The organism is Marinobacter sp. (assembly GCF_965229985.1).
Lineage (GTDB): Bacteria > Pseudomonadota > Gammaproteobacteria > Pseudomonadales > Oleiphilaceae > Marinobacter.
This window is the reverse complement of sequence record NZ_OZ245935.1, coordinates 3,395,826-3,412,838: the sequence shown is the minus strand read 5'-3', so window position 1 is coordinate 3,412,838 and position 17,013 is coordinate 3,395,826. Positions and strand designations below refer to the sequence as shown.

Below are 17,013 nucleotides of genomic sequence, written 5' to 3'. Positions count from 1 at the left end.
ATTCAACCTGCCGCCGACTGGGCCGCCTGCATTGCCTGATCCCAGAACGGATTGGCAAACAGGACAATCATCGCCACTACAAAACAGTAGATGGCCGTAGACTCGATCATGGCCAGGCTGACGAACAGGGTTCGCGACAGGGTGGAGGCAGAATCCGGCTGCTGGGCAATGGCGGCAAGGGCAGCCGCTGCAGCCCGGCCCTCACCAATAGCCGGACCGATTGCACCAAAAGCCACGGACAGGCCTGCGGTCAGAATGGAAACCGCGGCAATCAGGGCAAAGTCACTCATTTGTCTTTCTCCTTGCTTGGAGGCTTTCCAGCGGTGGCTGTCGCCGATGAGATATAAACCGTCGCCAGGATGGCGAAAATGTAGGCCTGGATCAGACCCGTCAGCAGTCCGAGCACGTCCATGACCACAGGAAAAAAGAATGGCGCAACACTCAGCAGGATGCCGGCGATCACGGCACCACTCATCACGTTGCCATACAGGCGTATGGCCAGGGATATGCCACGCGAGAACTCGCTGATGATATTGAACGGCAGCATCACCACAGAAGGCTGCACGTAGGTTTTTAGATAACCGCCGATGCCCTGCCGGGTAATACCGAACAGGGGCACGGCGATCAGGACTGATAGAGCCAGAGCCGCCGTGGTGGAAAGCGAGGCCGTTGGGGGCGCGAACCCCGGCACAACGAGCAGGAGGTTCGAAAACGCAATAAACAGGAACAGCGTTCCGGAAAAATAGAGCACATGGCGCGAGGCCCGCGGCGAGATTTCCTCGATCTGGCTCTGGATCGCCGTCACAATCACTTCCAGGGTGGTGCGCCAACGGTTCGGTGGCACATCCGGACGCAAATTCCGGGTAATAATGATGGAAGTGAGAGTCAGCAGGAACATGACGATCCAGGTAAAGCCCACTGTCTCATTGATATCCAGGCCCCAGACCGTGAAAAGCGTTGTTTCATCGGGCGTCAGCTCCATCAGACTTCCTCCGGGTGCGGTATTCGCGCCAGTAAAGTCGCCAGGTAGCGCACCAGAAAAAACGCCGTCCCGTAGCCTGCGAAAGCCCAGGGCAGGGTTCCGCCCCCTGTTACCAACCAACCCGCCGCCAGGAGCAGTCCGATGCGCACCACGGCACTGGGCAAAAGAACCGCTGATGGTCTGGAAGAGCCCAGAGCAAAGCGCACACTCGCTGCCAGGCCGGCGAAATAAAGAATGCTAACAGCCACGCCGGCACCAAATCCCCAAAGCACATCCGGCCAGTCAATGATTATCATGGTCCTGCTCCTCCTCTTCCTTGCCTTCCCTGCCGATCCACGCCCAGGCAATGAAGCCACCCACAGTCACCCCACCCAGAATCAGGGCAAGCACCCAGGGGAAATCCTGCGGCAGGGTGCGATCCAGCCAAAGCCCCAGAAAGGCACCACCGACGGTCGGCACCGCAATGGACCAGCCGATCATCCCGAAGGCGCCCAGACCACGCAGCGGGCTGACACCCGGATTTTCCCTGGCTTTCTTCAGGCGTCGGGCCCGACGCCCTATGTCGTCCTCCGGTGCACCACGCTGCGGATTCATGGCTTGGGCCGTTGCAGGTCGGCGAACCGGCGCACCATGCCAGCCTCCAGCCTGGACAGGGCGGACCGGGCCACGCGTTCGTCTTCATCCACCTCAATAAAGTTCTTTCTGACACTCTCCTGAAGGGTGTCCAGATCCTCACCCTTGGCACCTCGCCGGATCGCAATGTCGACTTTGTGGCCCTGCTTCACGAGAATGCCCTCATCAATGCCGAAGATCTGCTCACGGCCATCCTCCAGAGTCAGAATCAGGACCGACGGCACCAGCGAGGTGACAAAATCAATGTGGTTGAGCAGCATCCCAAAGGCGCCGTTTTCGGCAACGGCAAACAGCTTGTGGGCCTTGCCCTCATAGAGCATCCGGGTCGGCAGCCTGAGACAGACCTCCATTGCTTCAGCCAGGCTCATACCACCACCTCAGGCAGTGCGCCAATCATGTAGTACTCACTCTCGTTCTGTTCGAATTCAGTCTGTTCCAGAATGGTTTCGCAACCGTTGAGTGTCTCCTCAATGGTCACGCGCTTGCCTTCGGCACCGGTAAAAGCGGCCGTGGTGAAAAACGGCTGGGTCAGGAATCGCTCGAGCCGGCGCGCACGGGCAACGGTGAGTCGGTCGGCCGCCGAGAGTTCCTCAATGCCCAGCATCGCGATGATATCCCGCAGCTCCTCGTATTCGGCCAGGGTTCTGCGAACCGCCCGGGCGATATCGTAATGCCTCTGCCCAACCACCGATGGCGTGAGCATGACCGATGAGGACGCCAGGGGATCGATGGCCGGGTAAAGACCCTCGCTCGCGCGCTTCCGTGACAGCACCACCGAACCCGACAGGTGGGAAAAAATATGGGCGGCGGCGGGATCGGTGAAGTCATCCGCAGGCACATAAACTGCCTGAACCGAGGTAATGGCGGCACTGCGGGTTGAAGTGATTCGTTCCTCCAGCTCGGCCAGCTCAGTGGCCAGTGTCGGCTGGTAGCCCACCCGGGAAGGCATACGCCCGAGCAGTCCGGAGACTTCCGAGCCGGCCTGGACAAAGCGGAAAATGTTGTCGATCAATAACAGCACGTCCCGATGCTGTTCGTCGCGAAAGTATTCCGCCATGGTCAGCGCGGTCTTGCCGATCAGGAACCGGACCCCCGGGACCTCGTTCATCTGTCCGAACAGCATGACGGTGTTTTCCAGCACACCGGCCTCACCCATCTCGCGATAGAGCTCTTCCGCTTCCCGGGACCGCTCCCCAATGCCGCAAAACAGGCTGACGCCCTTGTGCTGTTGCACGGTGTTGTTGATCAGTTCAGTAATCAGCACCGTCTTGCCGACACCGGCGCCACCGAACAGACCGGTTTTTCCACCCCGCTCGATCGGGGACAGCAGATCAATGGCCTTGATGCCGGTTTCCAGAATCTGGCTTCGGACTACCCGATCCTCCAGCAGGGGCGGAAGCTGATGAATAGCGCGGCGTTCACTGGTAGCTGGCACAGGCTGGTTATCCACGGGCGCCCCAAACACATTCAGCATTCGGCCCAGAGTGGTATCACCCACCGGTACAGTAATTGATGATCCGGTTGCCCGTACCAGCGTGCCCAACCCCAGCCCTTTCACCGGAGCCAGTGCCATACAGCGGACCACGCCTCTGTCCTCCAGGGCGGCCACCTCAAGCGCAATCTTGCCGGCATACAGGAGCTCGCGAATGCGCGGCACCGGTTCCGGAAACCGCACGCTCACCACGCCACCACGGATGGCTACAACGGTACCTGTACCGGCATCTTGTGAGGCGTCCAGAGTCTCATTCTGGCTCATGACGGAGGCCTGTCACCCGGCCGACACACGAGTACCAGCCGAGCCGTCAAGGATGGCCACCGCATCCTGCAGCCGGCCAATGCCACTGATCCCACCGGCCTGGGCAAAATCGCAGGCAGCCTGCAGTTTCGGGCCCATGGAGCCGGCCGGCATCTCCAGGGCCCGCGCCTCGGCCACGGTCAGTTCGGAAAGCGGCGTCGACTGATCGGTACCGAAATCACGGTAGACAGCCTCAACGTCCGTTAACAGGAGCAACGCGTCCGCCCCCAGTTGCCTCGCCAGCAATGCACTGGCGGCGTCCTTGTCGATAACCGCCTCAATGCCGACCATGCTGCCGTCTTCACGACGCAACACCGGTATTCCACCTCCGCCGGCACACACCACAACCACGCCCTGGTCGAGCAACAATTTCAGTACCCGCATGTCCGGTATTTCCAGCGGTTTCGGCGAGGGCACCACCCGGCGCCATTTGCCACCGTCCGGCGCAATACTCCAGCCTGCGCCGGCTGCGCGGCGCTCTGCCTCTTCGCGGTCATAGACAGGGCCCACAAACTTGGTCGGTTTTTCGAAAGCAGGGTCTTTGGGATCCACCACCACCTGGGTCAGAAGGGTTGCGACCGGCCGGTCATGGCCGAGGGCATTTTCCAGTTCCTGCTCGATCATATACCCGATCATGCCCTCAGTTTCTGCGCCCAGGACATCCAGCGGGTAGGCCTCATCCGGCTTGTAGGAGGCGCCCTGCAAGGCCAGCAACCCCACCTGCGGACCGTTGCCATGGGTAACAACCAGATCGTGGCCTGCACGGACAATGCCTGCCAGCGAGAGCGCCGCGGTTGTCACGTTTTTGCGCTGAATCTCGGCCGTCAGCGGTTCTCCCCGTTTCAGAAGGGCGTTACCGCCCAATGCCGCCACAACCAGCATGTCAGCCTCCCAGGGTCGCCACGAGGACGGCCTTGATGGTGTGCATGCGGTTCTCGGCCTGATCGAAAACAATCGAAGCGGGGCTTTCGAAGACTTCTTCCGTCACCTCCATGGCGTCAATGCCATAGGTCTCCTGAATCTCCTTCCCCACCACGGTCTCGGTGTTGTGAAAGGCTGGCAGACAGTGCATGAACCGCGCACGGGGATTGCCGGTTTTTGCCATCAGGGCGGCGTTGACCTGGTAAGGCATCAGCAGTTTGATGCGTTCGGCCCATTTCTCCTTTGGCTCACCCATCGACACCCAGACATCGGTATAGACGAAATCGACACCGGCAACGGCACTGTCAACATCATCGGTAATGGTGATGCGGGCACCAGTTTCTGCAGCCAGCGCTCTTGCCTCGTCCTGAACCGCCTGAATCGGCCAGCAGGCTTTCGGCGCGCACAAGCGCACGTCCATACCCATCTTGGCACCGCCGATCAGCAGGCTATCGCCCATGTTGTTGGCGGCATCGCCAATAAAGACATAGGCCACCTCCCGCAGCGGCTTTTCCACATGCTCCTGCATGGTCAGGAAGTCCGCCAGTATCTGGGTGGGATGGAATTCGTTGGTGAGCCCGTTGTAGACCGGCACGCCTGCATACTGCGCCAGCTCCTCAACAACGGATTGTCCGAACCCCCGGTACTCGATGGCATCGTAGACCCGGCCAAGGACCCGCGCCGTATCCTTCACCGATTCCTTGTGGCCGATATGGGTTCCGGTCGGCCCCAGGTAGGTGACCCGCGCCCCCTGGTCGAAGGCGGCAACTTCGAACCCGACCCGGGTACGCGTGGAGTTTTTCTCGAAGATCAGGGCAATGTCCTTGCCCTCGAGTTTCGGCACTTCCGTGCCTGCGTACTTGGCGGTTTTCAGATCCGCAGACAGCTTCAGCAGAAAACCGATTTCCCTCGGCGTGAAATCCCGAAGCGTTAGGAAGTGCCGGTTCTTGAGATTGAATGCCATAACGTTTCCCCTTGGCTGTCAGACAGCATCCCGGATGGTCGGGCAACTCATGCACCGACCGCCGCCCCGACCCCGGCCCAGCTCGGCACCGGGTATTGCCAGAACCTCGATACCCGCGGCCGAAAGCGCCGCGTTGGTATCGTCGTTGCGGTCGTAGCCGACAACCACGCCAGGGCTCAGGGCCAGCACATTGTTGCCGTCGTTCCATTGTTCCCGCTCACGCTCTTCCGGCGTGTCACCACCCGTTGCCACGACTTCCAGGGCCGGGTAGCCGAGAATTTCTGCAACCACCTCGAACAGATGCCGGGAGTCCTGATTGAAGGACAGCGTTTTGCCACCCTCGCCGGGGCGCAGGTCGTAGCAGACCACGGCATCGGCCACCTCCTTGAAGGCAGTAACCACATTGCCGCCGCAGAAGGTAAACACGGTATCCAGATGCATGGCGGAACGGGTTTTCGGTAACTGGCAGGCAATCACCCGATCCACCGTGCCGCCATCAAACAAGGCTTTTGACAGCTGGCCGATGGCCTGGGGTGAGGATCGTTCGCCCATGCCCACCAGCACCGTTCTGTTCCCCAGCGGCATGACATCCCCGCCCTCCAGGGTAGCCAGGCCATGATCTTTCAGAGGGTCGCCCCAGTGCACGTTCACCTTGCCGGCAAATTTCGGATGGAACTGGTAGATAGCGGCCATCAGCAGGGTTTCCGGCTTGCGGGCAGCCCAGTACATGGGGTTCAGGGTGACCCCACCATAGACCCAGGCGCTGTTGTCCCGGGTAAACAGGAAGTTGGGCAGCGGTGGCAATACGAACCCGAAACGTCCGAGATGGTTACCGAACAGACCGACCGGATCGAAGGGCAGATCCCCCACCTCCAGACCACCGATCAGAAACTCGGCGAGGGCCTTGTCGGGCAGCTCATCCATCCAGGCTCGCAGATCCGATACCATGCCGACGCCAATGTGGTTCCAGTTGATCCGGTGGTCCAGAATCCAGGCCCGGCCCTCGGGAATCGCCAGCGTTTCCGCCAGCAACTCGTTGACATCCAGCACGTCCACGCCCCGACCACGCATCACGCTGGCAAACACGTCGTGATCTTTCTGGGCCTGCTTGACCCAGAACACATCATCGAACAACAGGGCATCGCAGTTGGACGGCGTCAACCGCCGGTGAGCCAGCCCCGGCCGGCAGATGATGACCTGGCGCAGGGTTCCGGTCTCAGAGTGCACTCCAAGTGTTTGTTCAGACATGACAAAGCTCCTTTTGTCGAATGCTCACAGCATGGTGCCCAGGCTTATGATTACGGTGATAAACACGGTCAGAATAAGCAGCAAAGGCCAGATAAACGCGAGCCAGCGATCGTAGGACACCCGCCCGATGGCAAGCCCTCCAACCACAACTGCGAAGGTGGGGTTGATCAGGTTCACCAGGCCATTGGCAGACTGGTAGGCGGTAACCACCAGATCCCGCCCGACGTTGGCAAAATCCGCCAGCGGCGCAAGGATCGGCATGGACAACACGGCCAGCCCGGAGGACGAGGGCACGAAGAAGCTCATGCCCACCTCAATCCAGAACATCAAGTTGATGAAGGCCAGCTCCGGCAGGCCACCCAGGGAGGTTTCGGCGCTGTGGAGTATTGTATCGGCAATCATGCCCTGCTCCATGATCACCACGATGCCGCGGGCAAGCCCGACCACCAGGGCAACCCCGAGAAGATCCCGGGCGCCATCGACAAAACTGCCGGTAAGCTTCTTTTCACCAAGGCGGGCAATGATGCCGATCACAATGGCCGCACCAAAGAACAGGGAGCCCATCTGTGCCATCCACCAGCCCTGGGATGACACGCCCCAGATCATCACGACAAACGTCAAGGCGAAGATGACCAGGGCAATCATCTGGGTGGTTGTCAGACTGGCGCTGTGGATCTCGCCGTCATCGTCCTGCAGAAACAGCTTTTTGTGCGCGGGCCATTGTTTTGCGACCACCGAGCGGGAGGGCTCCGCTTTGACCCGATGGGCATATCGCATCACGTAGCCTATACAGATCAACAGACCACCGATCAGCAGAATAAAACGCAGCACGATACCGTCGGTAAACGGGATACCAGCCGCATTCGCCGCAATCACAGTGGCGAACGGGTTGATGGTGGAGCCCAGCACACCAATCCCGGCCCCGACCAGGATAATGGCGACCCCCGTCACCGCATCGTATCCGGCGGCGAGTATTACCGGGATCAGAATGGCGTAAAACGCCAGGGTTTCCTCTGCCATCCCATAGGTCGTGCCGCCCAGGGCAAACAACGTCATCAAGATGGGAATCATCCAGATTTCATGGCCTTTCAGATGCCGCATCGCGCTTCGGATGCCGGTATCTATAGCGCCAGTGGCGTTCATGACACCGAGAAAACCGCCCAGAAACAATATGAACATGGCGACATCGATGGCATTGGCAACGTAACTGTCGGGATCGTAGAACCCGGCAGTCGGTGCCAGCAGGACATCAACGAACCCCTGCGGATTCGGATCGACGGTCTGGTATGTGCCCGGAACCGCCACTTCTCGTCCGACCTCCTCATTCATCGAACGCTCGTACTGCCCGGCAGGAATAATCCAGGTCAGCGCGGCTACCAGAATAATCAGGCCAAAAAGAATGGTGTACGCAGTGGGGAATCGAGAAGCGAGGTCGGTTTCGGGATTTTCTGGCAATTTTTCGTCTTCAGTCACGATGCGTCTCCTTTCCTGAATCGCATTGTGCAGACAGGTTCTTTCCGGGAACCTCAGGGGGCTGAGCACCTCCTCAGTGGTTGCGCACCACTGGCTCAGATCTGCATGGCTACAGCATAGTTCATGAAGTGGGATCAGAAGTTGAGATAGCGCAATTTTTGATCAGCCATAAAAAACCCCGGATGGAGGAGTTGGTTCCACCCGGGGCGAGAATGGCACCCGCCGGCTATGAGAAGCGGGTAACCGCCATGCAAGGTCTTACCACCTGGCTGTCAGTGCGGCACGCAGGGTCCGGCCAGGCTCATTAACTCTTACGGCTTCGGGATTAAACGGATCAGTGTTGGCCCGGCTAACGTGGGGCGCCCAGGTATTGTCGAACAGGTTGTCCACTGCCCAGCTGACACTCAGATACTCTGCGAGCGGGTGGCTCCCGGACAGGTTCAGTACGCCGTAGCCTGGTGAAGTGCCGGGATCCTGCCCGGATTCCAGATCCACGCGGTCCTGGCGACGGGCCAGTACCCACTCCAGTTCAACGGCATGCCCCCTATGCTGCCAGCCAAGGGTCTGAACAAACTGCACCGGTGGAATCTGCGGCAGTGGCTTGTTTTCGTCGCGGTTCTCGCCCCTTACAGATGCCAGACTGCTATTGGTACTCCAGGTGCCGTTGCTCCATCCAAGCTGGGCTTCAACACCCATCAGCCGCGCATCGATATTGCGGTAGACACTGACCTGATCGGCATTCCGGGTACGCAGGACAAAGTCATCCACCTGATCCACCCACACGGCTGGCCGCCAGTGCCAGCCGTTGCTCTGGCCGGGCATCGCCAATTCCAGCTTGCGGTGCGTCTCAGGGTCCAGGGCAGGGTTACCCACCCAGCGCCGTGCCGGGTCCATGTTGTTCCAGCTGGCAATGTAGCGCTCAGTCACGCCCGGGCTGCGGACGCTGTGGCTGGCGGTAACCAGCAGTGACTGGATCGGGGAGAACCGCCAGTCGCTGCTGACAAAGCCACTGAAGTTGTCGTCGGTAACGTCGGTATTGGTGGTGCCATAGATCGTCTGGTAGGCATCTGCAGCCGACATGGCCATCATGCCACTGCCGAACACCTTGTCGGCTGCCGCAGCGGACATTTCCACGCGGTCGTAGCGCACCCCACCGCCGAGCTTTAACTCCGGGGTTACCCTGTAGAAGCGCTCGGCGAAAAGGCCGAAACGGTCGCGATCCACGTCAGGCCAGAGTACTGAGGTAAGCATATCGAGATTGGCTCCCCCGAAGCGTTCGGCGTGCCAGTTATTGGTCTCGATATCCGCACCAATGGCCCAGTCTGTTCGGGCATCCGGACTCTGATCCAGGGTCAGGCGCAGACCCCGGGTTTCGGTCTCGGAATCGGTCAGCATTTTCATCATGGACTCACGGAGACTGAAGTTATCCATGATGTGATCAACATCGGCCTGCCAGGCCAGAAGGTTCCAGTTGCCATTGGCCACCGGCGAGCCCAGCTCCAGGCGCATGATGTCGGTATCGGTTTTCGGTGCATCCATACCGGAGCCGGCGTATTTCACATCCCGCTCTTCCTGCCGGCTCACCAGCCCTTTGATATAGAAACCGTTCTCCGCCTTCCAGGCCGCATCCAGGCGAGCCTCGGAGTTCTTGTAGGCGCTGCGGACCTCATTGCCGTCGCCGTCCTCGTAATCATCCGCCTCGTCATAACCACCGGCGAGCCGAAGCCAGGCACTGTCGCTACCCACTGCAGCACTGCCATTGACCAGCTTGCCATTGCCGTTGTCAGCGCCGCCAACGGTCAGGTGACCCGTGGTGCCTGAACCGTCAAACACCGGCGCCGCAGTGGTGGCAACCACTTGGCCACCGGTAATAGGGCCCCAGCGCAGGGTCTGGTTGCTGGTACGCACTTCCAGCAAGGGCGCCAGTGCCGAACTCAGACGACTGGTCGGCGGGTCCATGCGATTCGGGCAGGCCCCTTCAACGCGAATGCCGTCCAGAAGCACATCCACCCGCTCCTGGCTCTGGCCCCGAATGACCGGTTCCAGCCCGCGCCCACCCATTCGGGAAAGCGAAACTGAAGGATTAGCAGACAAACGTTCAACCGGCTCTGAAGCCAACTTGCTCGACGCCTCTTCAATGCTTTGCCCTTCGGTAACCCGAATTACAGGCAAATCGGGAGAACTCTCCTGTGCCAAGCCCCCGGCGGGCAGTAAAACCAATCCCGCGGCACACAATCCGATGAAACGCGTTCCCATTACCGTCGCCATACAACCTTATCCTGACCAGCTCTGATAGTTGGTGCCAATCATAAAGATCAGCCGGCCCTTACGCCTGAGACCAAATGCCGCATCCCCTCGGAGGTATTACTGGGTATCCGGACGGAAAAAACCGCTAGAATGCCCGGTATGGAATGGCTGACCCACTCACAGACCGGATTTCAACAGGCTGCCCGCTATCTGCTGGGCATGCGTTTGACTATTGTTGCGCTGCAGCTGATTTCGATCGCCGTAGCGGAAACCATGGTGACTCTGGCCCATCGCGCCGAAGCGGTTATCCTGCCCCTCGCCTATGGCGTTCTGGCAACCCTGGCCTGGCTCTGGTTTACCCGACGCCCGCCTCGCTCGACACAGGCCGTCAGCCTGGTTCTGATCGTCGATCTACTGCTGATCGGAACCTGGCTTTACCTGACGGGCGGCTATACCAATCCTTTGGTTTCCCTGTTGCTGCTGCCCATCGCCGTTGCCATTGTGCTGGTGCCACTGGGCCAGAGTATTGCCGTCACCGTTGCCGGGGTGGCGGTCTATACCTCACTGGTGATCTGGCATACCCCGGTTACCCATGAACATCACAGCGCCAACCTCGCCCAGCTGCACCTTGTCGGCATGTGGGTCACCTTCGCCACCACCGCCGCGATCCTGCTACTGGTTGTCGGAGCGCTGGCCCGACGTCTGCGCCAACAACAGGCCCAGCTTGCGCAGATACGGGAGACACGGCTTCGGGATGAGCAGATCATCGCCCTGGGGCTTTCCGCCGCTGCCGTCGCCCATCGCCTGGGCACACCGCTGAACACTATGACGCTGCTGGTGGAGGAAATGAAATCCGCAGTACCGGAGGGTGAGCCCATGGCAGACGATCTTGCCCTGATGGAGAGTCAACTGGGTCTTTGCAGTGCCCATCTGCAACAGCTGTCTTCTGCGGCCGTACAGGCCAAGACCGCGCAACTGGAAACCCTGCCCGCCCCGGACTGGGTCGCTCGCCTCCGGGAATCAGCCACCCTGCTATGGCCGGGTGCCGCCATTCAATGGCGACAGCCTTTACCGGACTGCCCCGTTGCCGTGGACGCCACCCTCGATCAGGCCGTCCTCAATGTGTTGGCAAACGCGGTGACAGCCAGCCCTTCCTGGGTCGCCGTTGCCGCAAGGGAGAGTGTCGACGGCCGGATGGAATTGGTTGTCGAGGACCATGGCGATGGTCTGGAATCTACCCCCGAAGGTACCCTCGGGGACAAGGTGGTCAGTTCGGAGAACGGGCTTGGAGTTGGCCTTTTCCTCTCCAATGCCACCATTCAGCGTCTTGGAGGCACCCTGAAAGCCCGGGGCAGCGCAGAAGGCACCACCATCATCATTGAATTGCCGATAGCGGCAGCGACCAACAGCCCATTGGGAGACCAGGCGTGAGTAAACAACAGGCGTGGCTACTGATTGATGACGATGACGCCTTTCTGCAAGTACTTCAGCGTTCACTTGGCCGCCAGGGTATTGAAGCCCAGCTTGCCCACGGACATCAGGAGGCAAAAAACGCCCTGCTGAACGGAACATTTCACCGGTGCGTGCTGGATCTGAACCTGGCCGGTGAGAGTGGCCTGCAATTGCTACCGGAGTTGCTGGACATGCATCCGGACCTTGAGATCCTGGTGCTCACCGGTTACGGCAGTATCGCCACGGCGGTCGAGGCCATGCGCCGGGGTGCGGTGAACTACCTGTGCAAGCCGGTAACAGTCAACCAGCTGCTGGCCGGGTTCGAACCCATTGACGCCCCGCCGGACCTCCGGGCGGAACCACCGTCGGTAGAGGAGATGGAGTGGGAACACATCCAGCGGGTTCTTAACGAAAACGAGGGCAACGTCTCAGCCACCGCCCGGGCCCTGAACATGCACCGCCGCACTCTTCAACGGAAACTCCAGAAACACTCCCGCTGGCGCTAATCTGCGCCCGGGGGTATATGACAAGAAAAATGACATCCATCAATTCCGTTCGACCATTTACCGATGGTTTTCTCCGGCCATTCCGGTAGCATGCCCTGCCAATTACTTCAGGTCTCACAGGGAGGAGAGTTCGTACATTTACACGCCGGAACTCAAATTACCGACTCCCATGCCCAGATCCCCCGCAACGATTACACCACCCTCAGGCATTGATCCCAATCGCCTCGCCATGATTGCGGCGGTTACGCCCAATTTTCTGGTAATGCTGGACGATGCCGGTCGCATTGAATGGGTGAATCCCAGCTTCGAAGAGCATACCGGTTACCGGCTTGAGGAAGTGCGCGGGCGCCTGCCGAAGGAAGTACTTTACGGGCCGGACACGGACCCCGAAACCATCAAACGCATTCATCAGAAGCTGCACAAGGCCGAGGTCATCGAAGAAGACATCCTTCATTACACCAAAGCCAGTGAGCCTTACTGGGTGCATACCTATTGCGTGCCAATCGGCACCGAACAGGGTGTTGCCCCAGGTTTTATCGCCATTCAGAACAACATCTCGGACCGGAAGAACAGCGAGCGGGGCCTGCGCATCGCAGCCAGCGTGTTCGATCGCAGCCACGAGGCCATTCTGATTACCGACCGGTCCAACCGGATCCTGGATGTGAATCCCGCGTTTTCACGAATTACCGGCTACAGCCGCCAGGAAGTGCTGGGCCTGAACCCGGCCATCCTCAGCTCTGGCCGTCACTCCGGGGAATACTACCGCTCCATGTGGCAAACCATCGAGAAAACCGACCACTGGCGGGGCGAAATCTGGAACCGCCGGAAAAACGGTGAAGAGTACGTGGAACTGCTTTCCATCAGCCGCGTGCACCTCGAGGAACCCGGGCAGTATTACCATGTGGCGGCGTTCTCTGACATTACCGCGCTCAAGAACCACGCCAGAGAACTGGACCGGGCCGCCAACTACGACGACCTGACCGGTCTGCCCAACCGCCAGTTGCTGGAAGAGCGACTGCGCACCGCCCGAGATCACGCCGACCGGCAACACCGAAGCGTTTCCGTGTGCTATCTGGACCTGGATGGCTTCAAGGCCATCAATGACAAATGGGGCCATTCGGCCGGTGACCAGACCCTGAAAACCCTGGCTGAACGGCTCACCCGGGCACTGCGCAGCGGCGACACGGTGGCGCGGATCGGTGGCGACGAATTCGTCCTCCTGCTGCAGGGCGACGACAACCACGATGCGGTTTATCGGCGGATTCTGGCCACCGTTGGGGATCCGGTTGTCGTGGGTGACCAAAGCGTCGCCCTCACCGCAAGTCTTGGCATTACCCGTTACCCGGAAGACGGATCAGACGCTGAAGGGCTGATTCGCCATGCCGACCAGGCCATGTATTCCGCCAAGGAAAAAGGCCGCAACCAGTACCACTTCTTTGATCCCGGCCTGGATGAGCATCGACGGAACCGGCGCAACCAGTTGATGGAAATTACCCGGGCTCTGGAAAACGAAGAGTTCGAACTGTTTTTCCAGCCCCAGATCCGAACGAACGATTGCGCACTCCTTGGCTTTGAGGCTCTGATCCGCTGGGATCACCCGGAGAAAGGCCTGGTGTCACCCGCCGAGTTCCTTCCCATCGTCGAGAACAGTCACCTGGAGGTACCACTGGGCCAGTGGGTACTGAAAGAAGCGATTCACCAGATGAACGCCTGGAAGGAAGCGGGAGAGGATCTGCCGGTCAGCATCAACATCAGCGCGCCGCACCTGATGGACCGCAGCTTTGCCGATTACCTGGAAAGCTACCTGCACAGCCATCCGGAAGTTACACCAGGGCAAATTACCCTGGAGGTTCTGGAATCAACGGCCCTGGAGGATACCCAGCGGGCGAGCAATGTTCTGGCGCGTTGTCAGGGCCTTGGCCTGCAGGTGGCGCTGGACGATTTTGGCACCGGTTTTTCATCGCTCACCTATCTGCGCACTCTGCCGGTAGACATCATAAAGATCGATCAGAGTTTTGTTCGCAACATGCTTGAGGATGCCAGCGACCACGCCATCGTGGAGAGCGTTATCTTCCTGGCACAGCGGTTTGCCCACCCGGTTCTGGCCGAAGGCGTGGAAACCATGGAGCATGCACGGGCACTACGGCAGATGGGCTGCAACTTCGTGCAGGGCTACGGAATTGCCCGCCCGATGCCCGCGGATGAAGTACTGGATTGGGCTCGGAACTGGCGGGCAAAAGCACAGCACGGAAAGGCCGGTGACTTGCTCAGTTCCGCCGTAGCCAGTGGCGAGGGCATCTGAGCCGGATCGGCTCTACCGATACCGCCTCTGATCCAGTGTTGTCAGCCGGTCTGGATGAAATACCATAAGTCCGGTTACGAAGGTGCCGTTCACAAACCCTTCCGGAATCATGAACAGGGGCAGGTAACGGATGTACTCATGCACCAGTTCATCAAACGTATAGACGCCGCTGGTCCATAGCATCATGCACATGACCGTACCGGCCGCCGCCACGGAAATGCCCGCACCGAAAAACCCGCAGAAGAAGATATAGGCGAAGAAGTTCCGGAAATCCCGTCGACGCTCCCAGAGCATGATGCCGTGGCTGACAATGGCAGGCACCATCACCGTGATCAGCCCGTTGGCGGCAAACATGATCAGAGGCTCGCGGCCGGTGATGACCGTGATCACCAGTGCCATCAGGCCCGCCAGCACTGCCAGCGCCCACCCCAGCATCAGCGTTATCACCGTGATACCAAAAACGTGGATGGCCAGGCCGGGAGAAATGCCGGCCCGCAGTTGCCAGACAAAACCAAGTACCACGGCAGCGCCGAAGAACGAGTGCTGGAGTGCGTTGTCCTTGCGAAACGCCTGCCAGTCAATCGAGCGCAGCGCCCGGAAAAGAATCACCAGAAAGAGCAGAAGAGTGATGATCCACTGACTGGTGGATAGCAGGTTTTCAGTCATGCCCATAGTGAACGTACCGCAGCAACGGGGTCGGGAATGACATCTTAGCGGCTCGCCCCACCCCCGGTGCAAGCGAGCCCAGATAGATCAGGCGACCTGTTTTTCGAGTTTGCCAAGGTCGGTCAGGCGCTGCCAGGCCTCATAAGTACTCAGGAAAACCTCGCCACCCAGGTGGGAAAGCAGTTCTGTCCCTTTCAGCTTGTCCATTACCGGACCTTTCACTTCCGCCAGATGCAACCGGACCCCTGCGTCTTTCATACGCTCGTTGATCGCCTCCAGACTCTCCAGGGCAGAGGCGTCCACCAGATTCACTGCTGGGCACACCAGCACCAGGTCTTTCAGCTCCGGCTCCCGGATCATCAGGTCCATCACTGTTTCCTCAAGGAACCGGGCATTGGCGAAGTAGAGGCTTTCGTCCACACGCAGGAAGGTCACCTTCGGGCACAGTTCCACATCGTGGCGAAGCACATTGCGGAAATGTTCGGTACCGGGCACACGGCCAACCACCGCACTGTGGGGGCGACTGGTTCGATACAGGAACAGCCCGATGGACAGTGCCACTCCGGCGATAATGCCGGCCTCGACACTGTGTACCAGGGTCAGCACGATGGTGGCGAGCATGGCGCCAAAGTCCGTGCGGGAATAGCGCCAGGTGCGCCCGAGGGCCGGAAGGTCGATCAGGGTGGCCACAGCCACAATAATGGTCGCCGCGAGAGTCGCCTGGGGCAGATAGGCGATGGCCGGTGTCAGGAACAGCGTTGCCATGGCAATACCGACCGCGGCATAGGCACCTGCCGCGGGGGTCTCGGCACCGGCGTCAAAGTTGACTACGGAACGGGAGAAACCACCGGTGACCGGCATACCGCCGGAAAAACCGGCGCCCAGGTTGGCGGTACCCAGCCCAATCAGTTCCTGGTCCGGATCAATACGCTGGCGCCGTTTTGCGGCCAGGGTCTGGCCCACCGAAACCGATTCCACAAAACCGACAACACTGATCAGCAAAGCGCTGACCGCAAGTTGCTGCCACAGGCCCATGTCCAGGCTGGGCATGGTGAAATCAGGCAGCCCCCGGGGTACATCCCCCACCAGACGGACACCCTGGCCATCAAGCTGGAACTGCCAGGCCACCAGTGTGGTCACCAGAACCGCCAGAATCGGCGCGGTTTTGGTCAGGATATCCGCCATTCTCGGAGCCAGCCCCACTCCCATCAGAAGCGGCTTCAAGCGCTTGCGCGCAAGGATCAGGAACACCAGCGCCCCGGTACCGACAGCCAGTGTCACCAGGTTGGTATCGCCAATCGACGTCAACAGGGACCGGCCAATTTCCAGCAGGTTATGACCAGAGGCCTGGATCCCGAAAATATGCTTTAGCTGACTGGCGGCGATCACAATGCCAGAGGCCGTGATAAAGCCGGAAATCACCGGATGGCTGAGAAAATTGGCCAGGAACCCGAGTCGAAGCACCCCCATCAGGGTCAGCATCAACCCGGACATAACCGCCAGCAGAACGGCACCGGCCACGTATTCGGGGGTACCGGCCTCCGCTAGCGGTGCCAGGGCCGCCGCGGTCATCAGCGAGGCCACGGCCACAGGCCCAACGGACAAGGTCCGGCTGGTGCCGAAGACGGCGTAGATCACCAGCGGCAGGATACTGGCGTACAAACCCACCTGGGCAGGCAACCCGGCCAGCAGGGCATAGGCCAGCGACTGGGGGATGAGCATGACGGTGACAATGATTGCGGCCACCAGATCGCTGGTGGCCTGATCCCGACCATATTTCGGTGCCCAATCCAGGATCGGCAGGTAGCGTTTAAGATTCATCAG

At 59.9% G+C, this 17,013-nt stretch carries 16 protein-coding genes; 3 read left to right on the top strand and 13 right to left on the bottom strand.

Annotated features, from left to right (window positions below; genetic code table 11):
* Positions 1 to 2: 2 nt before the first annotated feature.
* From ACO06L_RS15510 to ACO06L_RS15460, 11 genes are all read right to left on the bottom strand, one after another.
* Entirely contained in the window at positions 3 to 290 is a 288-nt protein-coding gene (locus tag ACO06L_RS15510) for a F0F1 ATP synthase subunit C (protein WP_202346434.1), read from the bottom strand.
* Entirely contained in the window at positions 287 to 982 is a 696-nt protein-coding gene (locus tag ACO06L_RS15505; RefSeq protein ID WP_064229209.1) for a F0F1 ATP synthase subunit A, read from the bottom strand. The genes ACO06L_RS15510 and ACO06L_RS15505 overlap by 4 nt, the downstream gene beginning before the upstream one ends.
* A complete protein-coding gene (locus ACO06L_RS15500) occupies positions 982 to 1,278 on the bottom strand; it encodes an ATP synthase subunit I (protein WP_227512791.1) in 297 nt (98 codons plus the stop codon). The genes ACO06L_RS15505 and ACO06L_RS15500 overlap by 1 nt, the downstream gene beginning before the upstream one ends.
* Entirely contained in the window at positions 1,265 to 1,576 is a 312-nt protein-coding gene (locus ACO06L_RS15495; protein WP_064229210.1) for an AtpZ/AtpI family protein, read from the bottom strand. Before ACO06L_RS15495 ends, ACO06L_RS15500 begins: the two co-directional genes overlap by 14 nt.
* Positions 1,573 to 1,983 (bottom strand): ATPase, encoded by a 411-nt coding sequence (locus ACO06L_RS15490; RefSeq protein ID WP_202346433.1) that lies wholly within the window; start codon positions 1,981 to 1,983, stop codon positions 1,573 to 1,575. Before ACO06L_RS15490 ends, ACO06L_RS15495 begins: the two co-directional genes overlap by 4 nt.
* Entirely contained in the window at positions 1,980 to 3,371 is a 1,392-nt protein-coding gene (gene atpD / locus ACO06L_RS15485) for a F0F1 ATP synthase subunit beta (protein WP_202346432.1), read from the bottom strand. The genes ACO06L_RS15490 and atpD overlap by 4 nt, the downstream gene beginning before the upstream one ends.
* Positions 3,372 to 3,383: 12 nt before the next feature.
* Positions 3,384 to 4,292, bottom strand: coding sequence for a carbamate kinase (gene arcC, locus ACO06L_RS15480; protein WP_202346431.1), 909 nt, complete (start codon positions 4,290 to 4,292; stop codon positions 3,384 to 3,386).
* A gap of 1 nt (position 4,293) precedes the next feature.
* Positions 4,294 to 5,295: an ornithine carbamoyltransferase gene (locus ACO06L_RS15475; RefSeq protein WP_202346430.1), complete on the bottom strand. Its 1,002-nt coding sequence runs from the start codon at positions 5,293 to 5,295 to the stop codon at positions 4,294 to 4,296.
* An 18-nt stretch (positions 5,296 to 5,313) separates the two neighbouring features.
* The gene (locus ACO06L_RS15470; protein WP_202346429.1) at positions 5,314 to 6,543 is read right to left on the bottom strand and encodes an arginine deiminase; all 1,230 of its coding nucleotides are present in this window, start codon (positions 6,541 to 6,543) and stop codon (positions 5,314 to 5,316) included.
* 24 nt (positions 6,544 to 6,567) lie between these two features.
* Positions 6,568 to 8,016, bottom strand: a complete 1,449-nt coding sequence (locus ACO06L_RS15465; protein ID WP_202346428.1) for a YfcC family protein — start codon at positions 8,014 to 8,016, stop codon at positions 6,568 to 6,570.
* Between the two features lie 258 nt (positions 8,017 to 8,274).
* Positions 8,275 to 10,188, bottom strand: coding sequence for a TonB-dependent receptor domain-containing protein (locus ACO06L_RS15460; RefSeq protein ID WP_227715696.1), 1,914 nt, complete (start codon positions 10,186 to 10,188; stop codon positions 8,275 to 8,277).
* A gap of 234 nt (positions 10,189 to 10,422) precedes the next feature.
* Here ACO06L_RS15460 and ACO06L_RS15455 point away from each other — a divergent pair, with 234 nt between their 5' ends.
* The 3 genes from ACO06L_RS15455 (at position 10,423) to ACO06L_RS15445 (ending at position 14,523) form a co-directional block, all read left to right on the top strand.
* Positions 10,423 to 11,694, top strand: a complete 1,272-nt coding sequence (locus tag ACO06L_RS15455) for a sensor histidine kinase (RefSeq protein ID WP_202346571.1) — start codon at positions 10,423 to 10,425, stop codon at positions 11,692 to 11,694.
* Positions 11,691 to 12,221 (top strand): response regulator transcription factor, encoded by a 531-nt coding sequence (locus ACO06L_RS15450; RefSeq protein WP_064229218.1) that lies wholly within the window; start codon positions 11,691 to 11,693, stop codon positions 12,219 to 12,221. The genes ACO06L_RS15455 and ACO06L_RS15450 overlap by 4 nt, the downstream gene beginning before the upstream one ends.
* A 169-nt stretch (positions 12,222 to 12,390) precedes the next feature.
* Positions 12,391 to 14,523 carry a GGDEF and EAL domain-containing protein gene (locus tag ACO06L_RS15445; RefSeq protein WP_064229219.1) on the top strand — a complete coding sequence of 711 codons (2,133 nt, stop codon included), beginning with the start codon at positions 12,391 to 12,393 and terminating at the stop codon, positions 14,521 to 14,523.
* 12 nt (positions 14,524 to 14,535) lie between these two features.
* Here the strand turns inward: ACO06L_RS15445 and ACO06L_RS15440 are convergent, their stop codons facing one another.
* Both ACO06L_RS15440 and ACO06L_RS15435 read right to left on the bottom strand, forming a co-directional pair.
* A complete protein-coding gene (locus tag ACO06L_RS15440) occupies positions 14,536 to 15,195 on the bottom strand; it encodes an energy-coupling factor ABC transporter permease (protein ID WP_064229220.1) in 660 nt (219 codons plus the stop codon).
* An 81-nt stretch (positions 15,196 to 15,276) separates the two neighbouring features.
* Positions 15,277 to 17,010 (bottom strand): SulP family inorganic anion transporter, encoded by a 1,734-nt coding sequence (locus ACO06L_RS15435; protein WP_202346427.1) that lies wholly within the window; start codon positions 17,008 to 17,010, stop codon positions 15,277 to 15,279.
* Positions 17,011 to 17,013 lie beyond the last annotated feature (3 nt).

What these genes read in the sequence shown, in the direction of transcription:
- ACO06L_RS15510 (WP_202346434.1), bottom strand. Translation starts at nt 290, where the DNA reads ATGAGTGACTTTGCCCTGATTGCCGCGGTTTCCATTCTGACCGCAGGC.
- ACO06L_RS15505 (WP_064229209.1), bottom strand. Translation starts at nt 982, where the DNA reads ATGGAGCTGACGCCCGATGAAACAACGCTTTTCACGGTCTGGGGCCTG.
- ACO06L_RS15500 (WP_227512791.1), bottom strand. Translation starts at nt 1,278, where the DNA reads ATGATAATCATTGACTGGCCGGATGTGCTTTGGGGATTTGGTGCCGGC.
- ACO06L_RS15495 (WP_064229210.1), bottom strand. Translation starts at nt 1,576, where the DNA reads ATGAATCCGCAGCGTGGTGCACCGGAGGACGACATAGGGCGTCGGGCC.
- ACO06L_RS15490 (WP_202346433.1), bottom strand. Translation starts at nt 1,983, where the DNA reads ATGAGCCTGGCTGAAGCAATGGAGGTCTGTCTCAGGCTGCCGACCCGG.
- atpD (WP_202346432.1), bottom strand. Translation starts at nt 3,371, where the DNA reads ATGAGCCAGAATGAGACTCTGGACGCCTCACAAGATGCCGGTACAGGT.
- arcC (WP_202346431.1), bottom strand. Translation starts at nt 4,292, where the DNA reads ATGCTGGTTGTGGCGGCATTGGGCGGTAACGCCCTTCTGAAACGGGGA.
- ACO06L_RS15475 (WP_202346430.1), bottom strand. Translation starts at nt 5,295, where the DNA reads ATGGCATTCAATCTCAAGAACCGGCACTTCCTAACGCTTCGGGATTTC.
- ACO06L_RS15470 (WP_202346429.1), bottom strand. Translation starts at nt 6,543, where the DNA reads ATGTCTGAACAAACACTTGGAGTGCACTCTGAGACCGGAACCCTGCGC.
- ACO06L_RS15455 (WP_202346571.1), top strand. Translation starts at nt 10,423, where the DNA reads ATGGAATGGCTGACCCACTCACAGACCGGATTTCAACAGGCTGCCCGC.
- ACO06L_RS15445 (WP_064229219.1), top strand. Translation starts at nt 12,391, where the DNA reads ATGCCCAGATCCCCCGCAACGATTACACCACCCTCAGGCATTGATCCC.
- ACO06L_RS15440 (WP_064229220.1), bottom strand. Translation starts at nt 15,195, where the DNA reads ATGGGCATGACTGAAAACCTGCTATCCACCAGTCAGTGGATCATCACT.
- ACO06L_RS15435 (WP_202346427.1), bottom strand. Translation starts at nt 17,010, where the DNA reads ATGAATCTTAAACGCTACCTGCCGATCCTGGATTGGGCACCGAAATAT.